Below are 24001 nucleotides of genomic sequence, written 5' to 3' on the forward strand. Positions count from 1 at the left end.
GGTCGCTATTGATAGTCAATCGCAAATAAGGAAGGTGGTGCAGTCGCCTCGTCGCATCATTGCGGCGTCTCGTCATTCTCGGCGAGGACCTGTCCGGCCAGGTATAGTGAACCAGCGATCAGGACATGCGCCGGGGTGTCGAGCCGTTCGGCGATAAGGGCGAGCGCTTGGGAAGGATCACCGGCCGAAATTGCCTTCAGTCCCAGGGCGCGAGCCTGTTCCGCCAGGCTGTCGGGTGCGTGACACACGTGATCGGGTACGGGCACGGTGACGATCAGGTCGACCATGCTGCCCAGCTTTTCCAGGACCGGCCCGGCCTCCTTGTTCGCCAGCATCCCAAGAACGAGTGCGCTTGGCCCCTCGGAACGCCAGGCCGCCATGGTCCGCGCCACCGGTGTTGCAGCGGAAGGATTATGCGCGCCGTCCAACCAGCATTGGGTTTCAACGGGGAGCACCTGCGTCAGCGGCCCACGCCCCAGACGTTGCATCCGGGCGGGCCATCGGGCGCCGGTCGCCGCCTGCTTGAGAGCCTCATCCGAGACGGTCAGGGCCTGCTGATGCCGTAGCATCGCCACCGCCAGCGCCAGGTTGCGGGACTGGTGTCCCCCTGTCAGGCCCGGCCGGGGAAGGGTAAGTTCGCCTTGCTCGTCCCGATAGGACACGCCGCTACGCGTCGACGTGCTCGACCAGGCCTGTCCCCGCGCGAAGACAGGTGCCCCGGCGGCCGTCGCAACGTCGGCGATCGCATCTCGCAGGGGGCGGGCATAATCCATGGTCACGAGCGGTGTGCCGCGCTTGGCGATTCCCGCCTTTTCGCGCGCGATGCCGGTCAGCTTGCGGCCTAGAAACGCCTCATGATCGATGCCCAGTGCCGCGATGCCACAGACGGCGGGCGGCGGCAGGATATTGGTCGCGTCCAACCGGCCGCCCAGGCCCACCTCAACGATCGTCGCGGCGGCAGGATTGCGCGCGAAGGATAGAAAAGCGGCTGCCGTCGTCACCTCGAAGAAGCTGGCGCCGATCCCCTCGGCATGACCCAGGACCTCGTCGAGCACCGCCGCCAGCGCATCATCCTCGATCAAGCGGCCGTTCAGGCGGATACGCTCGTTGAAGCGGACGAGGTGCGGGCTGGAATAGACATGCACATTTTGTCCCGACGCTTCGACCGCCGCGCGCAGAAAGGCGCAGGTCGAGCCCTTGCCGTTCGTTCCCGCGACGTGGAAGACCGGCGGCAGATGATGCTGCGGATCGCCCAACCGTCCGAGCAGGGTCGTGATCCGCTCCAGCCCCAATATATCCGCACCGGGCGACAGACCCCATAGCCGGTCGAGCTGCGCCTGGACGGCCGGATGGTCGGAACGGGCATGGTCGGGCATCGGCCGGTCTCTTGGAAAGCGGATATGAAAAGAGGCGGACCTCTCGGCCCGCCCCTCTAATGCGATCGATGGGAAAAGGCGACGGCTCAGGCGGCCTGACGCGATCCAGTCAGATAGCCAATCACGGTTGCCAGACGCTCACGCAGGTCGCGGCGATGGACGACCATGTCGAGCATCCCGTGATCCAGATAATATTCCGACGTCTGGAAATCGTCGGGCAGCTTTTCGCGGATCGTACTCTCGATCACGCGGCGGCCGGCAAAGGCGAGCATCGCCTTGGGCTCGGCGATCTGGACGTCGCCCAGCATCGCATAGGCCGCCATCACGCCGCCCGAGGTCGGATCGGTCAGCACGACGATATAGGGCAGACCCGCATCATGCAGCATCTGGATCGCCACCGTGGTACGCGGCATCTGCATCAGGCTGAGAATGCCTTCCTGCATGCGTGCGCCGCCCGAGGCGGTGAAGATCACATAGGGGCAATGATCCGCGATCGAAGCCTCGACACCGCGTACGAACGCCTCGCCGACCGCCAGGCCCATCGATCCGCCCATGAAGGCGAAGTCCTGCACGCCGACCACGACCTTATGGCCGAGGATGGTGCCGCGCGCATTGACCAGCGCGTCGGTTTCGGCGGCACTGGTCCGCGCCGCCTTCAGGCGATCGGCATAGCGCTTGGAGTCGCGGAACTTCAGCGGATCCTCGGGCACCTTGGGCGCGGGCAGTTCGTTGCAGCTGCCTTCGTCCAGCAGATGACGGAAACGCGCCTTCGGCCCGATGCGGTCGTGATGGTCGCATTTCGGGCAGACGTTCAGATTGTCTTCCAGCTCCTTGGTGAAGACCATCTGCCCGCACCCCTTGCACTTGTGCCAGAGATGATCGGGCGTCTCCTTCTTGACGACGAAGGGGATGACGTTGCGGACGCTGTTGAGCCAGCTCATGCGAGTTCCTTGCGTGCATCGGCCAGTGCCGACGACAGGGTTTCAATATAGGCGCGGACCGGGGCGGGGGCGTTCGCCCCATGCTCACCCACCAGGTCGACGATCGCCGAGCCGACGACGACGCCGTCCGCCACGCGACCGATCGCCGCAGCTTGTTCCGGCGTACGGACGCCGAAGCCGACCGCGACCGGCAAATGGGTCGCCGTCTTCAGCCGCGCGACCGCATCCTCGATCGAGGCTTGCGCCGCCTGCTGCTGGCCGGTGATGCCCGCGACGGAGACGTAATAGAGGAAACCGTCGGCGCCCGTCAAAATCGTCGGCAGCCGCACGGCATCGCTGGTCGGGGTCGCCAGCCGGATCGAGGCGATGCCCTTGCCGCGCAGCGCGACGCCCAGTGCATCGTCCTCCTCGGCGGGCACATCGACACAGATCACGCCGTCGACCCCCGCTTGCGCCGCCGCATCGGCGAACCATTCAGGCCCGCGCACCGTCATCGGGTTGGCATAGCCCATCAGGACCAGCGGGACATGGGGATGGCGCGCGCGAAAGGCCGTGGCGATCGCCAGCACGTCAGCAGTGCGGGTCCCAGCACCCAGACTGCGGATATTGGCCTTCTGGATCGCGGGGCCATCGGCCATCGGATCGGTGAAGGGCATACCCAGTTCGACGAGGTCCGCACCCCCCTCGACCAGCGCGTCGAGGATCGCAGCGGTGTCGCCCGGCGTCGGGTCGCCTGCGGTCACGAAGGTGACGAGCGCGGAGCGGCCCGCATCGGCGCAGGCCGCAAAAGTATCGGCGATCCGGCTCACATCTTGGCTCCCAGCGCGTCGGCGACGGTGAAGATGTCCTTGTCGCCACGACCCGAAATATTGACGAGCACGATCTGGTCCCGGTCCATCAGCGGCGCACGCCGGATCAGCCCGACCAGCGCGTGGCTGCATTCCAGCGCCGGGATGATCCCCTCTACCTTGCAGCACAGCTGAAACGCGTCGAGCGCCTCGGTATCGGTCACGCCTTCATAGACGACGCGACCGGTATCGTTCAGCCAGCTATGCTCAGGCCCGATCCCCGGATAGTCGAGCCCGGCCGAGATCGAATGCGCCTCGGCAATCTGCCCGTCCTCGTCCTGCAACAGATAGGTCTTGTTGCCATGAAGGATGCCGGGCTTGCCGCCGGTCAGGCTGGCGGCGTGCTGGGTGGTGTTGAGGCCGTGTCCGGCCGCCTCGATGCCCAGCATCGCTACCTCGGCATCGTCCAGGAACGGGTGGAAGAGCCCGATGGCGTTCGACCCGCCGCCGACCGACGCGATCAGCAGGTCGGGCAGGCGCCCCTCGGCTTCCAGGATCTGCGCCTTCGACTCGGTGCCGATCACCGACTGGAAGTCGCGGACCATCTCGGGATAAGGGTGCGGGCCTGCCGCGGTGCCGATGATGTAGAAGGTGTCGTGGACATTGGCGACCCAGTCGCGCAGCGCCTCGTTCATCGCATCCTTCAGGGTCTGCGCACCCGACGTGACCGGGCGCACTTCCGCACCGAGCAGCTTCATGCGGAATACATTTGGCGCCTGACGCTCGATATCGCGCGCGCCCATGAAGATAGTGCAGGGCAGGCCGAAGCGCGCCGCGACGGTGGCGGTCGCCACGCCATGCTGACCCGCGCCCGTCTCGGCAATGATCCGCGTCTTGCCCATCCGCTTGGCGAGCAGGATCTGGCCGATGCAGTTGTTGATCTTGTGCGCGCCGGTGTGGTTCAGCTCTTCGCGCTTGAAATAGACCTTCGGCCCCTTGCCCTCGGGCGCGCTCGCACGAAGCGTCTCGGTCATGCGCTCGGCATAGTACATCGGGCTGGGGCGGCCGACATAATGGGTCATCAGATCGTCGAATTCGGCCTTGAAAGCCGGATCGACTTGCGCGGCGCGATACTCACGCTCCAGATCGAGAATCAGCGGCATCAGCGTTTCGGCGACGTAGCGCCCGCCGAAATCGCCAAAATGGCCGCGCTCGTCGGGCTGGGCACGGAAGGAATTGGGGGCGTTCATCTCGTTTCCCTTGGGCGTTTGCGGAGCGAACCCTGCAAACGATCCTGTCACTGATTTGTCGCAACGGCTTTAAGGAAGCCTGCGATCTTGTCCATATCCTTGACACCCGGCGCACTCTCGACGCCAGAGGACACATCGACCAAGGGGGCGCCGGTGCGGCGGATTGCCTCGGCGACGTTCCCTGCATCCAGCCCGCCGGACAGAGCCCAGCGCAGTGGATGACGAACGCCGTCCAGCAGGCTCCAGTCGAAGCGCAGCCCCATGCCGCCGGGCAGCGATGCGTCGTCCGGGGTCTTGGCATCGTACAGGATCAGGCTGGCGGCACCCGCATAGTCGCGCGCTTTCTCAACATCGCCGCGCAGCTTGATCGCGACCGCCGCCCAGACTTCCCGGTCGAATTTCGATCGGATCGCGGCCACGCGCGCAGGTGCGGTGCGATGAAGCTGGATCGCGTCGAGCATTCCGGCACGGACTGCCGCCTCGAGCAACTGGTCATCGGGATCGACGAAGACGCCGACCCGCTGGACATGATCGGGCACCCGTCCCGCCAGTCCCGCCGCGACGTCGAAGGTCAGATGCCGGGGCGAGGCGGGAAAGAAGACGAAGCCGACATGGCTCGCCCCGCCGCCCAGCGCGGCGTCGAGCGTGGCGGGCGACGTCAGTCCGCAGATCTTGGCAGTGGTGGTCATGATCGTTTCCCGAATGGGAGGGCTCGAAAAACGTCTTATAGCGTGGCGGCGATCGCGCGGGCAGCGGCGTCAGGATCCTCCGCCTGGGTGATCGGACGGCCGATGACCAGGATCGAGGCACCTGCATCGATCGCCGCGCGCGGGGTGACGACACGCTTCTGGTCGCCGATCACACCGTCGGCCGGACGCACGCCCGGTACGACGAAAAAGCCTTTGGGCCATGCCTTCTTGACCGCCGCGACCTCTTCGCCCGAACACACGATGCCGTCCACGCCCGCCTCGGCCGCCAGGTCGGCCAGACGGCGGACATGATCCGCCGGAGAGCCGACGACGCCGGTTTCGGACAGGTCGCTCGCGTCCAAGCTGGTCAGCATGGTGACGGCGATGACCTTCGTGCCGGTCGGTGCCGCCGCCTTGGCATCCTCCAGCATGGCGCGGCCGCCGCTGGCATGGACGGTCAGGATGGCGGGGGCGAGCGGGCCGAGCGACTGGACGGCCTTGGCCACGGTGTTCGGGATGTCGTGCAGCTTGAGGTCCAGGAAGATGGGCAGGCCGATATGCGCCATCTCGCGCACCCCGGTCGCGCCGTGCGCGCAGAAGAATTCCAGTCCCAGCTTCAGCCCGCCGACATGATGGCGAACCTTCTGCGCCAGCGCCTGCGCGCGAGCGAGATCGGGGGTGTCGATGGCGACGTAGATGCGATTGCTCATGAAGGGATCAGACCGTCGGCTGGGTGTTGGAGGTAACAGGAGGAATCGGGGCGACGTAGACGCTGGTCTCGGCCGATACGGCGGCCAGCGAACGCTCGGCGGCGCTCAATCGCTGGCGCAGCCTCCAGCGTGCGGCATGCTGCCAGATCAGTGTCGGCACCAGCCCCAGCAGAAAGGTCAGGAACAGCAGCAGCGGCAGGTTCACGTCCGCGACCAGTCCGCCGACCAGCCGGATCGGCACGGTCGTCCAGTTCCCCAGCGTGAAGGCTGCGGCCAGAAAGGCCAGCAGGCACCAGAAGAGCATTTTCAGGAACTGCATGGGTTTCTCCGCATCACCGGGTTCGCCGCCGACCTGACGAGACGGCGAAACCTCGCTTGGCGATGCGGTCTAGCCGCGTTGACCCTGCATGACCAGCCTTCAGCCGATCTCCCGGCGAAGCGAGGCGATGAGGGGCGCGATGGCGGTCAGCCGCTCCTCTTCCTCGTCGAGTATGGCGAGGAAAGCCCGCCGCTTGAAGGCTGCCACCGCGCCGGGTTTCAGCCGGATCGTCGAGGGCAGGGTGGAGACGGCAATGTCGATCATCCGTTCAGCGCCGTGCAGCCGCCCCCAAAGATAGTCGTTCTCCCGGTAGCTGCGGCTGAAAAACGCGCCGAAGGTCAGGAACTGGATACCCTTCAACGTCGCTTCCGCGCCCCCGGCCCGGATGGCGGTAGCATCGTCGGGTGAGATGCGGTCGACCTTGATCGGGTCGAACTCGTCCAGCCCCTCGCCCTGGAGCAGCGGCAGTGTCGCCACGTCGAAATAGGGAAAGCCCAGATAGGTCAGCAGCAAGGTGCGCCGCGCCGTACGGGGCAGCCCCGAAAAGGCAGCGGCCAGCCGGGCGTCGGTTTCGCCGTCCAGTCGGATCAGGTCGAGCCTGGCCTCCAGTCGATCGAGCATCGGGCCGCCATCGTCGCGAACGGTGCGGATATCATCCGCCCAGTCCGCGAGACCAATGCCGCTCTGACGTTCCAGAAACTCCGCCAGCAATTCGTAGATGGCGTCGCGGACGGGTGCGAGTTCCGCCTCGCTATGATCCGCTTCCAGTTCGGTCAGCCGCCGGGCGAGCAACCGAAGGCGACGGATACGATAACCGAGGTCGAAGGCGCGGAGGAACGTCCGCGCGCCGTTGCTCGATCCGCCGGTGAAGTTGATCGCCTCGCCACCGACATGGCGGGCCGCCACGGTTCGCTCGATCATCGCGCGAAGGCGGTGGCGGTTCGGCTGACCATCGTCGCCCATGGCTTCCGTCAGGATCGCCGCCATAGCATCGATGACATTGGCGAGCTTCAGATGGCCATAGGCGGCATAGCTGAACCCCGCCTTCGCGGCAGCCGCTGCCTGGGCGCGTACCCGCCAGGACGCCAGTCGCGCGGCAGTCGGACGGTCGAGGAAGAAGGTGCCGCCGAACAGCTGCTCGATCTCCTGCTCAACCTCCTCGCGAATGGCGGCCAGGATGGCCTGCATACGGTCGATCCGGCCGGAGCGAGCGGCGATCGCCTCCAGATTGTCGCGGATCGGCTGCTGCCGGGGCAGTTCGCTGATCGCACCGATGATCGTCTGGAAAAACCCCGGATGGCCGCCGCCGCCGGGCAGGCGGAAATGCATCCCGGGAAACGGGTCGATATAGACGAAGCGACGGTCGACCTGTCGCCGGGCGGGTCGGCGGCCAAGGGCATCGATAGCGGGGCGGAAGGGGGCGTTGACCAGCACCGATCCGTCGATCAGCACCGCCTTGTCCGCCGCTCCCGCCGCATGATGGCGCGGCAGCACGCGGCGTAGAAATTCATCGCGCTCGGGCCATTCCTGCTCACGCGCCGCGAGAACCCGGTCCAACTCGACCACCGTGAAGGGGGGAAAGGCACCGGGGAAACTGGATGTGGCCCTGGCTGCGAAGACCAGCTCCGGGATCGCAGCCAGCTTGCCGCCGCCGGTGTCGGTAAAGTCGACAACCATGCGATGCTCGGTCTCGACCACCTCGCCCGGCGAATGAAGCCGCAACCGCTGCGGCTGGCCGGTAAAGTCCGTGACGGTGACGAAAAGGTCGAGCGGCTGGCCCGGCGGTATCAGTCGTTTGCCCACCGGACCGTTGGCCATACGGTCGAATGCCTCGAGGAGCCGTCCGGTAAAGGCGTCGGCGGCAAAGGGCGGCTCGAACCAGCGCGAGCGGATCAGATGGCCGAGCTTGGAGCGCACCTCCTCGCGCGTGTCCTCGTCCAGTGCGGCGACCTTCTCGCCACTGCGCCCCGCCGCCATCCAGGCGATGGGCAGGGCCCACATTTTGGAAAAGCGCGAGGTCGGTGCCGCTTCCGGGGCGATCAGCGCCTCGATATCGGCCGCCTCCAGCCAAAGGTCGGTCAGCGGATCAAGGGACTGGCCGGTCGATATGGCATGGCCGAGGAATATGCCGTTGATTCCACCCGCGCTGGCGCCTGCGATGATGTCGGCCAGGATGCGGACACGTACGCCGCCACGCTCCGCCATCTCGTCGAGCAGGTCGTGATAGACCGCATCGACCGCCGACGCCGGTGGATCGCCCTCATGCGAGGCGCGGCTGGCACGCACGACCCGCCAGATTTCCTTGGTGATGCCGTGCATGTAGACGGCCAGGCTGATCCCGCCATAACAGACCAGCGCCAGCCGCAGCTCCTTTTCGCGCATCAGCGGGGACCGATCATGGCCCAGATGGGCAGATGGTCGGAGGCGCGTCGCGACATTGGGGTCGCATGGACTCCACATGCGCCGATCCTCAGCTCGGGCGACACCATGATCCGGTCGAGACGCCCGATCGGCCGCCTTGCATGAAAGCTCGGCCCTGTCTCCGCGACGGCGAAATCGCGGGTGAAGTCCTTCAGGCACCCCGCCGCGCGGGTCCATTCGTTCAGGTCGCCCATCATGACGGTCGGATGCCGATGTACGCAACTCGTCAGATGCGCCAGGATCGCCGCCGCCTGCCGACGCCGCCAGAGACCCGACAGGTCGAGGTGCATGCCCACCACCCGGATCACCCCGGCCCTGGTCCGCACATCGGCCATGACCGCGCCGCGCGGTTCGAGCGAGGGCAGGTGGATCGCCTCGAAATCCAGGACCTGCGTGTTCTTGCGCACTAGAATGGTATTGCCATGCCAACCCATCGAGCGGGCTTTCATGCCATAGACGATGGGCTTCCAGTCACTATGCTCGTCGAGCAGATGAAGCGGGATCACCCCTTCGCGTTCGCCGAAGCGGCGATCCGCCTCCTGCAGGGCGATCACATCGGCATCGACTTCACGCAGGACGTCCAGGATGCGATCGGGATTGCGCCGCCGGTCGGCGCCGATCCCTTTCCGGATATTGTAGCTGGCGACCTTGATCATTCCGCCACTGTAACGCAGCGACGGGATTTTGGTGCCAACTCCTGATACATGGAAAATGGTGCCGGATGAGGGGATCGAACCCCCGACCTTCGGTTTACAAAACCGCTGCACTACCGCTGTGCTAATCCGGCGTCGCCGATCCCCCTAGCGTCAAGACACGCCGAAGGTCCAGCCCTCCGTTTGCGCAACCTGATGGGTGAGGCCCGCCGGATGCCAGAGATCGTCGCGCATCGCCATGGTGCGCAGCCAGGCGGCGGTCAGGATCGCGTCGGTGCTGTGATCGTCGTACCGATGCAGCGGGTCATGCGGTTCGCTGCCCAAGGCGATCAGCGCGTCGTCCAGCGCCTCGGCACTGCGCATCTTGCTCCGTCCGCGCGGACGACCGGCGTCACGGGCGGCGATGGAGGTATAGATTTCGACGACCAGCGCACCTGCGGGCGGCACCGGATCGAACGGCCAGATCGCGACGTGCCCGTCCAGCCGCCGGAGCAGCCGCATTCCGGCAAAGCTCGCCTTGGCCACCTGCGACGCGCCGATGGCGTCATAGATGGTCGAGGGCTTGCGTGCGCCATCGGTCGCGATCTCGCAGGCCCGCCAATGGAGGAAGTCCGCCTTTCGCCCGTCCGCCGCTCCGAAATAGAAATGCCGCCCGCGCCGTGCCTCCAGGAAACTCCGCGCGCCCAGATCGGGATCGTCGCAGCTGTCATCGACATAGGCCCAGAGAGCCCGTGCGTCCGCTGTCGGCCTGTCTCCCGGCAGATGCGCCCCGCGGGTGACGAACGGGGCCGAAAAGCTGAAGTCAAATCCGATCAGCAGCGGCGCGTCTGCGCGGGCGAGAAGCCATTCGGCCACGCCTTTGCGTGACCAGGCCCGTCCCGGCGGCGTCACGATGCGAGGCGCTGCGTTTCCGGAATGACAGAGTGCGACCTGGATCCCCGGATGCGCAGTGCCATGCGCACCGGACCAGTCGATTGCCACGAAGCCGCCGAAACGGTCAGCCGCGACGGTCATCGCCGCCATCCTGCAAGGCGCGGCGGCGCTCGTCCCACCAGGCCATGCGCTCGGCGATGCGTTTCTCCAGACCGCGCCCCGACGGTTCGTAGAAGCTCTGCGGCGGCAATTCGTCCGGCCAGTAGTTCGCGCCCGAAAAACCGCCATCCGCGTCATGGTCGTACTGATAGCCTGCGCCATAGCCGATCTGCTTCATCAGCTTGGTCGGCGCGTTCAGGATATTGGCGGGGGGCATCAGCGATCCGGTCTCCTTCGCGGTCCGCCATGCCTGCTTCTGCGCCTTATAGGCCGCATTCGATTTCGGCGCGGTGGCGAGGTACAGACACGCCTGCACGATCGCCAGTTCCCCCTCGGGCGAGCCGAGAAACTCATAGGCGTCCTTGGCCGCGAGACACTGGGTCAGAGCCTGCGGATCGGCGAGACCGATATCCTCAATGGCCGTGCGGGTCAGACGACGCAGCAGATAGAGCGGCTCCTCGCCTGCGGTCAGCATCCGCGCGAGATAGTAGAGGGCGGCTTGCGGGTCGGATCCCCGGATCGACTTATGCAGGGCCGAGATCAGGTTGTAATGCCCCTCGCGATCCTTGTCATAAACCGCGACCCGGCGTTGCAGGAATGCCGACAGCCCGGCGGCGTCGAGCGGTTCGGGCAGGTCCACCGCAAACAGCGTCTCGGCCTGGTTGAGCAGGAAGCGGCCATCTCCATCGGCGCTCGCGAGCAGCGCATCGCGGGCGGCGGATTGCAGGGGCAGGGGGCGCTCCATCAACGCCTCCGCCCGCTCCAGCAACTGCTCCAGCGCGGGCTGCCCGAGCCGATGGAGGATAAGTACCTGCGCCCGGCTCAGAAGCGCGGCGTTGAGTTCGAAGGAGGGGTTCTCCGTCGTCGCGCCGACCAGCGTGACCGTGCCATCCTCGACGAAAGGCAGGAAACCGTCTTGCTGCGCCCGGTTGAAGCGATGAATCTCGTCCACGAACAAAAGGGTACGCTGGCCTAGCCGAGCATGGTCGCGCGCTTCGGCGAAGACCTTCTTCAGGTCCGCCACACCGGAAAAGACCGCCGAGATCGCCGCATAGCGCAACCCCACTTCGGCGGCGAGCAGCCGGGCGATCGTCGTCTTGCCGGTGCCCGGCGGCCCCCAGAGGATCATCGACGACAGACGCCCGGCTGCGACCATTCGCCCGATGGCGCCTTCGGACCCGGTCAGGTGACCTTGCCCGACAACCTCGGCCAGTTTCATCGGGCGCAGGCGGTCGGCCAGCGGCGCATCGGCCGTGAGGGAGGGCTGGACGGGGGCGGGGTCCATACCCGCGAAGAGATCGGCCATGAGCATCATGTAGGAGCGTCGAAGCCCCCCGTCACCTCTCAGGACAATGATATATCTTGAGGCATCTTGAAATAGGATTGCCGTGATATATCTTGACCGTATCAAAACCCAGTCGGAGTATCACGATGCGACATTTTCATGGACTCGACCATGACCATCACCAGCGGCGCGGCCGGTGGAGTTTCGGGCCGTTGGACGTTCAATGGGATTTCGAAGACCCACGGGGCGGACGGCGAGGACCGGGCGGCGGCCGCCGGGGTCGGATGTTCGACGGCAGCGAGCTGCGGCTCGTGCTGCTGAAGCTGATCGCCGACGAACCACGCCACGGCTATGACCTGATCCGTGAGGTCGAGGCGATGACCGGCGGTGCCTATGCGCCCAGCCCGGGCGTCATCTATCCGACGATCACCCTGCTCGACGAGATGGGCTTTATCGAGGAACAGCGGTCCGAGGGGGCCAAGAAGCGCTTCGCCGCGACCGATGCCGGTCGCACGCACCTGACCGAGAATGCCGAACAGGTCGAGGCGTTGCTGGCCCGGCTGCGGGCACTGGGCGAACATCGCCAGCGAGTCGATGCAGCCCCGATCCGGCGCGCCATGGGCGGGCTGAAGATGGCGGTGATGGAACGCTTTGGCGACGGCGATGCGCCGCAGGAGATGGTGCATCAGGTCGCCGCGATGATCGACGAACTCGCACAGAAGGTGGAGCGCCTGAAATGAGCATGTCTATTGCCCGCGTGCCGACCCAGTCGGCCAGCCGCTATCTCCAGCAGCTCGCCAAGCATTGGAGCCACAAGATGGAGGTGTCCTTCACCGAAGAGGAAGGCACGATCCTGTTCCCCAACGGGTCAAAGCTGGAGATGCGCGCCGCCAGCGAGACGCTGGATATCGTTCTGACCGTGCCCGAAGACGGTGACGTCGCCCGGATGCGGGAGGTCGTGGCCAGCCATCTCGACCGCTTCGCCTTTCGCGAAGCGCCGCTGACCTTCGACTGGCGCGAAGGTTAAGCAAACAGGGCGCGATAGGCGTCGAGCACCGCGTCGTTGACCTTGTCCCACCGGTAATCGGCGACGCGGGCTTGCCCCGCTTCGCTGAACCGGCGGCGCAGGGCCTGGTCGATGGCGATCCGCTCGAGCGCGTCGGCATAGCCGGTGATATCGCGCGCGCCGACCAGATAGCCGGTTTCACCATTCGCCACGAGGTCCATCGCACCGGTTGCGTTGGCCGCCACCACGGGCACGCCCGCCGCCATCGCTTCGGTCGTGACGTTGCCGAAGGTCTCGGTCACGCTGGGATTGAAAAAGATGTCCATCGATGCGACCGCACGGCCCAGATCGTCACCGGTCTGATAGCCCGCGAAGATCGCATCGGGTGTAGCCTTTGCGAACCAGTCCTGCGCCGGGCCTTTGCCGACGACCAGCACCTTGTGCGCCACGCCGCGCCGCCGGAGTTCGGCCAATGCTTCTGCGAACACATCGAGGCCCTTTTCCTTGACCAGCCGGCCCAAGAAACCGATCGCCACATCGCCGTCCGCAATGCCCAGCGAGCGACGCCATTCCAGACTGCGGCGCGAGGAGCGGAAACGGTCATGATCGATCCCGCGCGACCAGATGCCCATCGGCGGCGTCACGCCCCATCCGCGCAGCAGGTCGATCATGCTGGGGCTGGGCGCGACGATCCGGTCGAACTTGTTGTAGAAGCGGGTCAGCAGCCTGATGATCGCCGGTTCCAGGAAACCCAGATGGTAATAGGCCGGATAGGTCTCGAACCGGGTATGGACCGAGGCGATCGACGCAACGCCGTTCTTCCGTGCCCAGCGCACGGCCGCGTGCCCCAGAAATTCGGGTGCCGAGACATGGACGATATTGGGTGCAAACGCCTCCAGATCGGCCCGAACCTCGGCCGGAAGCCCGCGCGCCAGCCTATAATCGGCGCGAAACGGCAGCGGAATGGCAGGCACATCGACCAGATCGCCGACCGGCGGAAAGGCAGGCGTCGAGGAGGTCGGCGAATAGACCCGCACGGCCACACCCCGCGCCAGCAGATGGCCGACCAGCAGGTTAAGGCTCTGGTTCGCGCCGTCGCGCGTGTAATTGTAGTTGCCGCTGAACAGCGCGACACGAAATTGTTCTGGGATCATGGAGTTCGCCCCATAGCCGGGCAGGACCCCAAAGACCACTCCCGCCGCCCGATCAAATCCGTTCCATTTTCGTTCCGCTCCGGCTAGAGCATCGCCATGGCCAAGATCCAGAAGCGCTATGTCTGCCAATCCTGCGGTTCGGTGTCCTCCCGCTGGCAGGGGCAATGCCCCGATTGCTCCGAATGGAACACGATGCTGGAGGAAGCGCCGGTCCAACTGACGCCGTTCGCGGCCAAGCATAATCTTCAGGGTGGCGGCCGTGCGATCCAGCTGGTCGGGCTGGACGCCGATATTCCGCTGCCCGACCGGATGGCAACCGGCATCGCCGAACTTGATCGGGCGCTGGGTGGTGGCTTTGTCGAGGGATCGGCCACGCTGATCGGCGGCGATCCGGGGATCGGCAAGTCCACGCTGCTGCTTCAGGCGGCGGCCAAGCTGGCCATGGCGGGCAAGCCGGTCGCCTATGTCTCGGGCGAGGAAGCGGCAGACCAGGTCCGTCTGCGTGCCCGCCGACTGGGGCTGGGGCAGGCGCCCGTCCGGCTGGCAGCGGCGACCTCGGTTCGTGACATTCTGACCACCCTGTCGATCGGGACGCCGCCTGCGCTCCTCATCATTGACTCGATCCAGACCATGCACTCGGACCTGATCGAAGGCGCACCGGGCACCGTCAGCCAGGTGCGCGCATCGGGACAGGAACTGATCCGCTTCGCCAAGGAACGCGGCACGGCCGTCGTGCTGGTGGGCCATGTCACCAAGGACGGATCGATCGCCGGGCCACGCGTGCTGGAGCATATGGTCGACACCGTCCTCGCCTTCGAGGGCGAGCGCAGCCACCAGTATCGCATCCTGCGCGCGATCAAGAACCGCTTCGGCGGCACCGACGAGATCGGCGTCTTCGCCATGCAGACCGAGGGGCTGACCGAAGTCGGCAATCCGTCGTCACTGTTCCTGACCAGTCGCGAGGAAGGCGTGACCGGCGCGACCGTCTTCCCGGCGCTGGAGGGCACGCGGCCGGTGCTGGTCGAGATTCAGGCGCTGACCGTCCGCCTCGCCTCCGGTGCGACGCCACGTCGCGCGGTCGTCGGCTGGGACACCGGACGCCTGGCGATGATACTCGCGGTGCTGGAGGCGCGGTGCGGGCTGAGCTTCTCGTCGGCCGAGGTCTATCTCAACATCGCGGGCGGCTACCGGATACAGGATCCTGCCGCCGATCTGGCGGTAGCGGCGGCGTTGATCTCGGCCCTGTCCGAACGGCCAGTGCCGACCGACGCCATCGTCTTCGGCGAAATCGCGCTGTCGGGCGAAATCCGCTCCGTCGCGCATGGTCCGTTGCGATTGAAGGAGGCGGGCAAGCTCGGTTTTGAAAAAGCGATCGTGCCGCGCGCGATGGCCAGTGACGAGGGCGGCCTGCGCATGACCGGCTTCCGGACCCTGGCGGAGTTCGTTGACCATATGCTGGGGCGCGGGTAGCGAAAGGGCCAGGGGGTAGCGTTTCCGCTCCTTGCCGCTGGCGGAACTGCCGATCCGCCTCGGTCGTGGTTCATGGGCTGGCTGAGATATGGGATAGCAGGCGTTGACGGCCCTAGATATTCTTGTCCTGATCGCGGTGTTCGGCGCGGCGATACAGGGGTTCATGCGGGGCTTCGTCACCGAGGTTCTGGCGCTGTTCGCCTGGGTCGCGATCGTCGCAGCGTTGAAGATGTTCCACATCGCCTTGGCGCAGGCCCTGACCGGGGTGGTCGGGACCGTCTCGGGAGCGGCGGTTCTGGCCTTCGCACTGATCGTCGGCGTGACCTATCTGGGGGGGCGCCTGATCGCGCGGGCCATCGGTTCGCGGACGCGCAGCTCTGTTCTGGGTCCGGTCGACCGCGCCCTGGGCTTCGGCTTCGGCGCGCTCAAGGGCCTGATCCTCGCCAGCCTCGTGTTTCTGGTCGTCGCGCTGATGGTCGATACGATAAGCGGCGGCCCTGCGCGGCGGCCCGAATGGATGGTCAAGAGCCGCACCTACAAGCTGTTGAATGCAACCAGCGCCGGGATCGCCGATTTTGTCGATCGCCGTCGCCGCGGCCTGCCGGTCTTCGGCGCGCCTACATCCTCTGCCGGTTCCGGCCTGACCAATAGCAGCGAGACCCCGTGATGAACGCGCCCCTCTATAACGCAGAGATTTTGCGCCTGACCACGGCGATCCCACATGATCGGCGACTGACCGATCCCATGGCCAGTGTCGAGCGCCGCTCGCCCATTTGCGGCAGCCGGGTGACCGTGGACCTCAACCTCGACGAAGCGGGCCGGGTGACCGAAGTCGGCATGCTGGTCCGCGCCTGTGCCCTGGGGCAGGCGTCGGCGGCCCTGTTGTCGGCGCATGTCGTCGGGCGCAGCGTGACCGAATTGGCCGCCGCGCGGGACGAACTCACCACCTGGCTGGCGGCGGGGCAGGGGGATGCCCCCGCCTGGCCGGGCATCGACATCTTCACCCCGGCGCTGTCCTATACCGCCCGCCATCCTTCGATACGATTGGCGTTCGAGGCGGCGGCGCAGGCGGCCGAAGATGCGGCGGCCGGAGCCAAGAGCTGATGCACGGCGAGATATCGCTGCTGCGCGACGGCGCGATCCTGTTTGGATCTGGCCTCGCCTTCGTCCTGATCTTTCGGCGTTTGGGGCTTGGCGCGACGCTGGGATATCTGGTCGCTGGCGCGGTCGTCGGCCCTCACGTCCTGGGGCTGGTCGGCGATGCCGAGTCCAAGCTGGGCATCGCCGAGATCGGCATCACGCTCCTGCTCTTCATCGTTGGCTTGGAACTGAACCCCGCCCGGCTATGGCGGATGAAGCATGAGATTTTCGGGCTGGGGCTTCTTCAGGTCGCGATCTGCGGGCTGGCGATCACCGGCATCGTCATCCTCGCGCATTTTTCACCGGAGGCGGCACTGGCGCTCGGTTTGCCGCTCGCGCTATCCTCGACCGCGCAGGTGTTGCCGATGCTTCAGTCGTCGGGGCGGATGCGCACGCCCTTCGGCGAGCGGGCCTTTTCGATCCTGCTGTTCCAGGACCTGTCGATCGTCCCGCTCATCACCATCGTTGCGGCCATGTCGCGCAACCCGGCCGACCACACCGGTCCGCCGGGCTGGATCCTGGCGCTGGAGACGATCGGCGCGGTCATCGGCCTGATCCTGGCAGGGCGTTTCCTGCTGCGGCCCCTGTTCCGCCTGATCGGCAATATGGGTGAGCGCGAGATGTTCGTCTTCGCCGGGCTGTTTACCGTGGTCGCCAGCGCGGCGGTGATGGAATTGCTCGGCCTGTCGACGGCGCTGGGCGCGTTCATCGCCGGCGTGATGCTGGCCGACAGCCCGTACCGGCATGAGCTGGAAGCGGATGTCGAACCGTTCCGCTCTATCCTGCTAGGCCTGTTCTTCCTGGCGGTCGGCATGATGCTGGACCTCCCTGCCATCGCCGAGCGGCCGGCCTTCGTCGCGATCATGGCGATGGCGCTGATCGCCACCAAGACGCTGGTCATCACGCTGATCGGGCTGGCGTTCAAGATGAAGTGGCGCTCCGCCCTCGCGCTCGGTCTGCTCATGAGCCAGGGCGGAGAGTTCGGCTTCGTGCTGTTCGCCCAGGCCCAGCAGGGCTATCTGATCGCGCCAGAGGCGGCGAGCCTGTTCGGGGCGATCATCACCCTGTCGATGGCGACGACGCCGTTCCTGATGGGCGCGACTCGCCGCATCCGCGAAGAGCCGGTCATCACGCGTGCCGGTCAGCGTGAGGGGCCGATGACCGATGGGGCCAATGCCCTGATCGTCGGCTATGGTCGCTTCGGCCAGACGGTCGCGCAGATGCTGATCGCCAGTGATGTTCCCGTGACGCTCATCGACCGCGATATCGAGATGATCGACATCGCCGCATCTTTCGGTGCCAAGGTCTATTATGGCGACGGCACCCGGCTGGACCTGTTGCGACAGGCCGGTGCGGCGGAGGCGGAGCTGATCCTGTTCTGTCTGGATGAGGATCAGATCACGCTGGAGCTGCTGGAAAGCGTTCATGCCGCTTTCCCCGATGCCTCGATCTTCGTCCGCGCCTATGACCGTCGCGCAGTCCTCCGGCTCAAGGGCGGCCCCGCATCCTATGTCGTGCGCGAAGTGCTGGAATCGGCGGTCAAGATGGCCCGCCTGGCGCTGGGGAGCTTGAAGATCGACCATGCCGAGATCGACCGGGTGGAAACCATGTATCGTGCCCGCGACAAGGAACGGCTGGCGGCGCAGGCCGCTGCGGGCGACCTGCGTGCCGCCAGCGACCGGATCATCACACAGGACGAAAGGAACGGCTGACCCATGGGACTGGTGGCAATCCTCGCGGCGCTCTCGGGAGCGATTGCGATCGCGGCCGGAGCCTTCGGCGCGCACCGTGCCGAGGGGGTGGCCGTGGAATGGCTGCGCACCGGCGGACAGTATCAGCTGATCCACGCGGTCGCGGCGCTTGTCGCGTTGCGTATGGAGGCGAGGGGGGTCGCATGGACCTTCGTCATCGGCGCGGCGATCTTCGCGGCCACGCTCTACGCCATGGCCTTTGGTGCCCCGCGCTGGTTCGGGGCCATCACGCCGATCGGGGGGACGCTGCTGATCGGCGGATGGCTCTGGCTGGCCTGGTCGCTTCGCGGCTAAGGCTGCACGGCGGGCTTCACCTGCGACTGGGGATGTTCTAGGGACTGGCCATGGCCGATCCATTCTATATCACCACCGCCATCCACTATCCCAATGGCCGCCCGCATATCGGCCATGCCTATGAGATGGTGGCGGCCGACGTCATCGCCCGGTTCCAGCGTCAGGCGGGCCGCGATGTTCTGTTCCAGACCGGCACCGACGAGCATGGGCTGAAAATGGCCCAGGCGGCGCGTGCGCGGGGTATCTCGACGCGTGCGTTTGCGGACGAAATGTCCAGCCATTTCCACGTGATGGCCGACCGTCTTGATATCTCCTACGATCGTTTCATCCGCACCGTCGACACCGACCACTATGCCGCCAGCCAGGCGATCTGGAAGGCGATGCAGGACAAGGGCGACCTGTATCTCGACCGGTATGAGGGCTGGTATTCGGTCCGCGACGAGGCTTTCTACGACGAGAGCGAACTGACGCTCGCTGAGGACGGCACCAAGCTGTCGCCGCAGGGCACGCCGGTCGAATGGACCGCAGAGGAAACCTGGTTCTTCCGCCTGTCCAGATATCAGCAGCCCTTGCTCGACCTGTACCGTGACAATCCCGATTTCATCCGCCCGGAAAGCCGCCGCAACGAGGTGATGCGCTTTGTCGAGGGCGGCCTGTCCGACTTGTCGGTGTCGCGGACCAGCTTCGACTGGGGCGTGCCCGTGCCCGACAGCCCCGGCCATGTCATGTATGTCTGGGTCGACGCGCTGACCAATTATCTGACCGGCACCGGCTATCCGAACACGGACAGTGACCTGGCGCGTTTCTGGCCCGCCAATCTGCATCTGATCGGCAAGGACATCGTGCGGTTCCACACGGTCTACTGGCCCGCTTTCCTGATGTCGGCCGACCTGCCGTTGCCGCAGTCGGTTTTCGGTCATGGCTTCCTGCTCCACCGGGGCGAGAAGATGTCCAAGTCGGTCGGCAATGTCGTCGATCCGATGGGCCTGGCCGATGCCTTCGGCGTCGATGCGCTGCGGTATTTCTTCCTGCGCGAGGTGAGCTTCGGACAGGACGGCTCCTACTCGGCCGAAGCCATCGTCACCCGCGTCAATGCCGAGCTGGCCAACAGCTTCGGCAATCTGGCCCAACGCACCCTGTCGTTCATTGCCAAGAATCTGGGCGGCGAACTGCCCGAGGCGGGGCGGAGCGATCCGGCCGACGCGGTGCTCCTGGAGGAAGTGGTCGTCGCCTGTGCCGCGCTGAAGGCGGCATTTGATGATATGGCGCTGAGCCAGGGGATCGAGGCGTGGATGCGCGGCGTTTATGCCTGCAATCAGTATATCGACGTGCAGGCACCCTGGTCGCTGCGCAAGACCGATCCTGAGCGGATGCACGCCGTTCTCGGTACGCTTGTCCGCGCGATCCGTATGCTGGCGATAGCGATCCTGCCAGTGACGCCGCGTGGTGCCGGGCTGGTGCTCGACACGCTGGGGGCCGATGAGCGCGATCACGCCGCGATCGACGATGACGGCTGGTATGCCCGCCGCGCCGGAAACGGCGTACCGCTGGCCGCGCCGACCCCGGCTTTCCCGCGTCTCGAAATCCCGGCAGAGGCCGACGCCTGATGCTGGCCGACAGCCATTGTCACCTGAATTATAAGGGTCTGGTCGAGGATCAGGCAGCGATCCTGACCCGCGCACGGGATCGGGGCGTCACTGCGATGCTCAACATTTCGACGCGGGAAAGCGAGTGGGATGCGGTGATCGCCACCGCAGAGCGTGAGCCCGATGTCTGGGCGACGGTCGGTATCCACCCGCATGAGGCCGATGCGCACCCGCATATCGACACCGCCAAGCTGGTCGAGCGGGCGCGCCATCCTCGCGTCGTCGGTATCGGCGAGAGCGGCCTCGATTATTATTACGATCATAGCGACCGCGCACGCCAGCAGGCCAGCTTCCGTGCGCACATCGCCGCCTGCCGCGAAACCGGCCTGCCGCTTGTCGTGCATACGCGCGATGCCGAGGAGGATACCGCCGCGATACTGTCCGAAGAGATGGGGAAGGGGGCCTATCCCGGCGTCATCCATTGCTTCACGGCCAGTGGAGATTTTGCCGATAAGGCACTGGCATTAGGCTTTTATATATCAATTTCGGGGATTGTGACGTTCAAGAGCGCAAAGGATTTGCAGGAAACGGCTGCACGTCTGCCGCTTGACCGGTTGCTGGTCGAGACCGACGCGCCGTTCCTGGCGCCTGTGCCGCATCGGGGCAAGACGGGGGAGCCTTCCTTTGTTGCTGACACGGCCCACTTTCTCGCCGGTCTTCGCGGCGAATCCGTGGAGCAACTGACCCAGGCGACCGCCATGAATTTCCATCGGCTGTTCGCGAAGACCCGCGCGTGAAAATACGCATTCTCGGGTGCGGCACGTCTTCAGGCGTGCCGCGGATCGGCAATGATTGGGGAGCTTGCGATCCGACCGAGCCACGCAACCGACGAATGCGCTGCTCGGCCCTGATCGAGCATGGCGATACCCGCATCCTGATCGATACCGGCCCCGACATGCGCGAGCAGTTGCTGGCGGCCGGGATCGGTACGGTCGATGCCGTCATCTGGACCCACGATCATGCCGATCACTGCCACGGTATCGACGACCTGCGTCAGATCTTTCACGCCCTGGGCGAACCCGTATCGGGTTATGCGCGGCCGACGACCGCAGCGTCGCTGGAAGGGCGTTTCGGCTATGTGTTTCGGGGAAAGACGGGATACCCGCCAACCGCGACCATGACGCTGGTCGACGATGAATTGATGATCGGCCCAATCCGCGTCAGGACCGTAGACCAGCCGCACGGCCGTATCCTGTCGGCGGGTCTGCGCTTTGAATGCAATGGCAAGAGCATTGGCTATGCCACGGACTTCCATGAATTAACGCCGGAGATGGCGGTGCTTTATTCCGGCCTGGACCTGTGGGTCGTCGATGCGCTCCGCCGACATCCGCATCCCGCTCATGCCGACCTGCCGTCAGTCTTGCACTGGATCGAGACGCTGAAACCGCGTCGTAGCGCGTTGATCCATATGGACCAGTCGATGGATTACGCGACCCTGTGCCGCGAACTGCCCACAAATGTCGAGCCTGCCTATGACGGCATGGAGTTGATCCCTTGAGTGGCGATCGGGCCATGGACATCGTCTATTATGGCCTGATCCTTCTGTTACCGCTTAGCGCACTGGCAGCTCGGCGTATTCCAATCAGCCAGGCGATGCGGATGGGGCTGATCTGGATCGGGATATTCAGCGCCGCTTTCCTCGTCATCGCGCAGCGCGACCGCCTGACAGGCCTTTGGCCTCGTCAGGCTATGCCGAATGGCTTGGTTCGCATCCCGGTAGCGGACGACGGGCATTTTTATGCAGAGGTCCGCATCAACGGGGTCGAGCGCCGGATGCTCATCGACAGCGGTGCGACAACGACCGCTTTGTCCGAAGCAACCGCTCGCGCGGCAGGATTAAATGTCAACGAAAGCCCGTTCGGCAGCCTGATCGAAACCGCCAACGGCCGCGTAACGGCATCCCATGTCACCATTGCCGAACTTTCCATCGGCGCAATCCATCTGCAGGGTGTCGGCGCCGATGTGTCGTCGAGCTTTGGCGATCTGGATATCATCGGCATGAACGTGCTGCGACGGTTGCGTTCATGGCGGGTAGAGCAAGGGTCGCTGGTACTGAACGCTACGCCTTAACGTTTTAACATAATATGTATTATCAATTTTGAGTTGCGATGATCACCGCACCTTCTCACAAGCGGTAATGATCCCGATACCACACGACGAAACGCTCCAACCCTTCGGCCAATGCGACCTTTGGTGCATAGCCGGTCAGCGCGTTCAATTTCGACACATCGGCATAGGTGGCGGTCACATCGCCCGGCTGCATCGGCTTCATGATCTTGATCGCATCGCGGCCCAGGGTCCGTTCCAGCGTGGAGATCATGGTCATCAGACCGACCGGTTGACTATCGCCGATGTTCAGGATGCGGTGGTCGCCTCGCTCGGGCGGATGGTCCAGCGCGCCGACGATGCCGTCGACGATATCATCGATATAAGTGAAATCGCGCGCCATCCGGCCTTCGCCAAAAATCTCGATCGGTTCGCCGTTCAGGATTTTGCGGGTGAACGAGAAATAGGCCATGTCCGGCCGTCCCCAGGGGCCATAGACCGTAAAGAAGCGCAGGCCGGTCTGCGGAAAGCGATAGAGTGTCGCATAGGACTGGCTCATCAATTCGCAGGCGCGTTTGGTCGCGGCATAGAGCGACACGGGTGAAATCGAAGGCTCGTCCTCGCTAAACCCCTGCCCTCCCATCGGCTTGTCGCCATAGACCGAACTGGACGAGGCATAGACGAGGTGGACGAAGCCCGACTGGTGGCGACAGGCCTCCAGCACCGCGAGATGCCCGCCGATATTGGAATGCTCATAGGCGAACGGGTGGTCGATGCTGTGGCGTACGCCCGCCTGGGCCGCAAGGTGGACGACGCGGTCCACGCCGTTCTCGCGCAACAGGGTGGCGACGGCTCCGGCATCCGCGACGTCCATAGCCTGGAAGGAAAATCCGGGGATATCCTGCAAACTGGCGAGCCGCGCCCGCTTCAGTGCCGGTTCGTAATAGTCGTTGAGATTGTCGATCCCGATGACCGTCTCGCCGCGCGCAAGAAGGCGATGAGCGGTGGCGTGACCGATAAAGCCTGCCGCGCCGGTGACGAGGATGGATGCAGCCATGGGCTTAACGTCCCAGAATCGCGCCGGGGCGAACAATCCGCCCCGTTCCAGTCACCGCAATCCGCATCCGGAGCCACTCCAAATCATCGACCATTCACGACGGGCACATGCGCCCGGACGACCCGCCTTTACGGCGTCAATCTTGAAAAAATACAAAAATGCAAAAGAATCGGGGGTTCAGATGCCGCCCGCGACGACGTCCCGGCCATCGGCTTCCAGCGCCATGCTCAGGTCCCGCAGACAGTCGTCGACCTGTGCCGCATCGGGGCTTCGCACGACGAAGTTCGCGCCCGTGCGGCCCTCGCGGAAAAAGGGATAGCTGCCGATCGCCACCCCTTCATGCGTCTTTTCGGCCTGGCGAAGCAATTCGGCGACCTCGCTCTCGCCGACCCAGCAGCCGATCGTTCCGGATACGACCGGGCGGCCCCCCTCCAGCGTGCCGGTCAGCGCGTCGAGCATGCCTGCTGTAATGTGCGGCACCCCGGCCATGATGAAGATGTTGCCGATACGGATGCCCGGCGCGCCGGACACGCGATTGGGGATCAGCGATGCACCATCCGGCGTCCGCGCCATCCGCGCGCGTGCGGCAGTCACCCCGCCGCGCTCCGCATAATAATCCTCCAGGATGGCGCGGGCTTCGGGATGCTCGATCACCGGCAGGCCGAGCGCCGCGGCGATCGCGTCCACGGTGATGTCGTCATGCGTCGGCCCGATGCCGCCGGTCGTGAACAGATAGTCATTGCGTACGCGAAGCGTGTTCACCGCCTCGGCAATCGCCTCGGCCCGGTCGGCCACCACCCGTACCTCGGCCAGCCTTATCCCCTGTACGTTCAACCAGGTGGCCAATTGCGCGATATTACGGTCCTGCGTCCGGCCCGAGAGTATTTCATCGCCGATGACGATCAGCGCGGCGGTCCAGATACGCTCGGGTTGGGTCGCGGTTTCCATGCGCCCGACATAGCCTCGCAAAAAC

The 24001-nt window shown here is 65.3% G+C and carries 25 protein-coding genes and 1 tRNA gene; 11 read left to right on the top strand and 15 right to left on the bottom strand.

The annotated features are described in order from the left end of the window. Window positions 1–56: 56 nt before the first annotated feature. The 12 genes from BSZ14_RS05890 to BSZ14_RS05945 all read right to left on the bottom strand — a co-directional run bounded on the left by BSZ14_RS05890 (window position 57) and on the right by BSZ14_RS05945 (window position 11485). Window positions 57–1376 (bottom strand): bifunctional folylpolyglutamate synthase/dihydrofolate synthase, encoded by a 1320-nt coding sequence (locus tag BSZ14_RS05890; RefSeq protein WP_076710213.1) that lies wholly within the window; start codon window positions 1374–1376, stop codon window positions 57–59. Window positions 1377–1462: 86 nt separating this feature from the next. Further along, a complete protein-coding gene (gene accD / locus BSZ14_RS05895) occupies window positions 1463–2317 on the bottom strand; it encodes an acetyl-CoA carboxylase, carboxyltransferase subunit beta (protein WP_076710214.1) in 855 nt (284 codons plus the stop codon). Further along, window positions 2314–3126, bottom strand: a complete 813-nt coding sequence (trpA, locus tag BSZ14_RS05900; protein ID WP_076710215.1) for a tryptophan synthase subunit alpha — start codon at window positions 3124–3126, stop codon at window positions 2314–2316. Before trpA ends, accD begins: the two co-directional genes overlap by 4 nt. Then, on the bottom strand, window positions 3123–4355 hold the full coding sequence (gene trpB / locus BSZ14_RS05905) for a tryptophan synthase subunit beta (protein WP_042488874.1): 1233 nt from the start codon (window positions 4353–4355) through the stop codon (window positions 3123–3125). Before trpB ends, trpA begins: the two co-directional genes overlap by 4 nt. Before the next feature lie 47 nt (window positions 4356–4402). Beyond that, window positions 4403–5044 carry a phosphoribosylanthranilate isomerase gene (locus tag BSZ14_RS05910; protein WP_042488876.1) on the bottom strand — a complete coding sequence of 214 codons (642 nt, stop codon included), beginning with the start codon at window positions 5042–5044 and terminating at the stop codon, window positions 4403–4405. A 35-nt stretch (window positions 5045–5079) separates the two neighbouring features. Beyond that, a complete protein-coding gene (gene pyrF / locus BSZ14_RS05915) occupies window positions 5080–5754 on the bottom strand; it encodes an orotidine-5'-phosphate decarboxylase (protein WP_076710216.1) in 675 nt (224 codons plus the stop codon). Window positions 5755–5761: 7 nt separating this feature from the next. Beyond that, the gene (locus BSZ14_RS05920) at window positions 5762–6073 is read right to left on the bottom strand and encodes a lipopolysaccharide assembly protein LapA domain-containing protein (RefSeq protein ID WP_076710217.1); all 312 of its coding nucleotides are present in this window, start codon (window positions 6071–6073) and stop codon (window positions 5762–5764) included. Window positions 6074–6172: 99 nt separating this feature from the next. After that, on the bottom strand, window positions 6173–8455 hold the full coding sequence (locus BSZ14_RS05925) for a patatin-like protein (RefSeq protein WP_076710218.1): 2283 nt from the start codon (window positions 8453–8455) through the stop codon (window positions 6173–6175). After that, window positions 8455–9150 carry an endonuclease/exonuclease/phosphatase family protein gene (locus BSZ14_RS05930; RefSeq protein WP_076710219.1) on the bottom strand — a complete coding sequence of 232 codons (696 nt, stop codon included), beginning with the start codon at window positions 9148–9150 and terminating at the stop codon, window positions 8455–8457. Before BSZ14_RS05930 ends, BSZ14_RS05925 begins: the two co-directional genes overlap by 1 nt. A 56-nt stretch (window positions 9151–9206) precedes the next feature. Next, a tRNA-Thr gene (locus BSZ14_RS05935) sits at window positions 9207–9281 on the bottom strand. 19 nt (window positions 9282–9300) lie between these two features. Continuing rightward, entirely contained in the window at window positions 9301–10161 is an 861-nt protein-coding gene (locus tag BSZ14_RS05940) for a hypothetical protein (RefSeq protein ID WP_089413592.1), read from the bottom strand. After that, window positions 10145–11485 carry a replication-associated recombination protein A gene (locus BSZ14_RS05945; protein WP_076710248.1) on the bottom strand — a complete coding sequence of 447 codons (1341 nt, stop codon included), beginning with the start codon at window positions 11483–11485 and terminating at the stop codon, window positions 10145–10147. Before BSZ14_RS05945 ends, BSZ14_RS05940 begins: the two co-directional genes overlap by 17 nt. Window positions 11486–11610: 125 nt before the next feature. Here BSZ14_RS05945 and BSZ14_RS05950 point away from each other — a divergent pair, with 125 nt between their 5' ends. After that, complete coding sequence (locus BSZ14_RS05950) at window positions 11611–12204, top strand: PadR family transcriptional regulator (RefSeq protein WP_083748139.1); 594 nt, start codon at window positions 11611–11613, stop codon at window positions 12202–12204. Then, window positions 12201–12491 (top strand): DUF2218 domain-containing protein, encoded by a 291-nt coding sequence (locus BSZ14_RS05955; protein ID WP_076710221.1) that lies wholly within the window; start codon window positions 12201–12203, stop codon window positions 12489–12491. The genes BSZ14_RS05950 and BSZ14_RS05955 overlap by 4 nt, the downstream gene beginning before the upstream one ends. On the opposite strand, the gene BSZ14_RS05960 is transcribed toward BSZ14_RS05955, so the two are convergent. After that, a complete protein-coding gene (locus tag BSZ14_RS05960; protein WP_042489257.1) occupies window positions 12488–13624 on the bottom strand; it encodes a glycosyltransferase family 4 protein in 1137 nt (378 codons plus the stop codon). The genes BSZ14_RS05955 and BSZ14_RS05960 overlap by 4 nt on opposite strands. A gap of 96 nt (window positions 13625–13720) precedes the next feature. Between BSZ14_RS05960 and radA the strand changes: the two genes are divergently transcribed. The 9 genes from radA to BSZ14_RS06005 all read left to right on the top strand — a co-directional run bounded on the left by radA (window position 13721) and on the right by BSZ14_RS06005 (window position 21995). Beyond that, complete coding sequence (gene radA, locus BSZ14_RS05965) at window positions 13721–15094, top strand: DNA repair protein RadA (protein WP_042489254.1); 1374 nt, start codon at window positions 13721–13723, stop codon at window positions 15092–15094. A 103-nt stretch (window positions 15095–15197) separates the two neighbouring features. Continuing rightward, complete coding sequence (locus tag BSZ14_RS05970; RefSeq protein WP_076710222.1) at window positions 15198–15761, top strand: CvpA family protein; 564 nt, start codon at window positions 15198–15200, stop codon at window positions 15759–15761. Continuing rightward, window positions 15761–16198 carry an iron-sulfur cluster assembly scaffold protein gene (locus BSZ14_RS05975; protein WP_076710223.1) on the top strand — a complete coding sequence of 146 codons (438 nt, stop codon included), beginning with the start codon at window positions 15761–15763 and terminating at the stop codon, window positions 16196–16198. Before BSZ14_RS05970 ends, BSZ14_RS05975 begins: the two co-directional genes overlap by 1 nt. Then, window positions 16198–17946, top strand: a complete 1749-nt coding sequence (locus BSZ14_RS05980; RefSeq protein WP_042489243.1) for a cation:proton antiporter domain-containing protein — start codon at window positions 16198–16200, stop codon at window positions 17944–17946. The genes BSZ14_RS05975 and BSZ14_RS05980 overlap by 1 nt, the downstream gene beginning before the upstream one ends. Window positions 17947–17949: 3 nt before the next feature. Continuing rightward, window positions 17950–18279, top strand: a complete 330-nt coding sequence (locus tag BSZ14_RS05985; protein WP_076710224.1) for a DUF423 domain-containing protein — start codon at window positions 17950–17952, stop codon at window positions 18277–18279. Window positions 18280–18329: 50 nt separating this feature from the next. Further along, window positions 18330–19886 (top strand): methionine--tRNA ligase, encoded by a 1557-nt coding sequence (metG, locus tag BSZ14_RS05990; protein ID WP_076710225.1) that lies wholly within the window; start codon window positions 18330–18332, stop codon window positions 19884–19886. Then, the gene (locus BSZ14_RS05995) at window positions 19886–20662 is read left to right on the top strand and encodes a TatD family hydrolase (protein ID WP_076710226.1); all 777 of its coding nucleotides are present in this window, start codon (window positions 19886–19888) and stop codon (window positions 20660–20662) included. Before metG ends, BSZ14_RS05995 begins: the two co-directional genes overlap by 1 nt. Then, entirely contained in the window at window positions 20659–21423 is a 765-nt protein-coding gene (locus tag BSZ14_RS06000; protein WP_076710227.1) for an MBL fold metallo-hydrolase, read from the top strand. The genes BSZ14_RS05995 and BSZ14_RS06000 overlap by 4 nt, the downstream gene beginning before the upstream one ends. Window positions 21424–21437: 14 nt before the next feature. Then, window positions 21438–21995 (top strand): retropepsin-like aspartic protease family protein, encoded by a 558-nt coding sequence (locus BSZ14_RS06005; protein ID WP_076710228.1) that lies wholly within the window; start codon window positions 21438–21440, stop codon window positions 21993–21995. Window positions 21996–22050: 55 nt separating this feature from the next. Here BSZ14_RS06005 and BSZ14_RS06010 read toward each other — a convergent pair whose 3' ends face one another. Together BSZ14_RS06010 and BSZ14_RS06015 are read right to left on the bottom strand one after the other, a co-directional pair. After that, the gene (locus BSZ14_RS06010) at window positions 22051–23028 is read right to left on the bottom strand and encodes an NAD-dependent epimerase/dehydratase family protein (protein WP_076710229.1); all 978 of its coding nucleotides are present in this window, start codon (window positions 23026–23028) and stop codon (window positions 22051–22053) included. Window positions 23029–23205: 177 nt separating this feature from the next. Continuing rightward, window positions 23206–23976: a competence/damage-inducible protein A gene (locus BSZ14_RS06015; RefSeq protein WP_076710230.1), complete on the bottom strand. Its 771-nt coding sequence runs from the start codon at window positions 23974–23976 to the stop codon at window positions 23206–23208. Window positions 23977–24001 lie beyond the last annotated feature (25 nt).

Source organism: Sphingomonas sp. Sph1(2015) (assembly GCF_001970915.1).
GTDB lineage: Bacteria > Pseudomonadota > Alphaproteobacteria > Sphingomonadales > Sphingomonadaceae > Sphingomonas > Sphingomonas parapaucimobilis.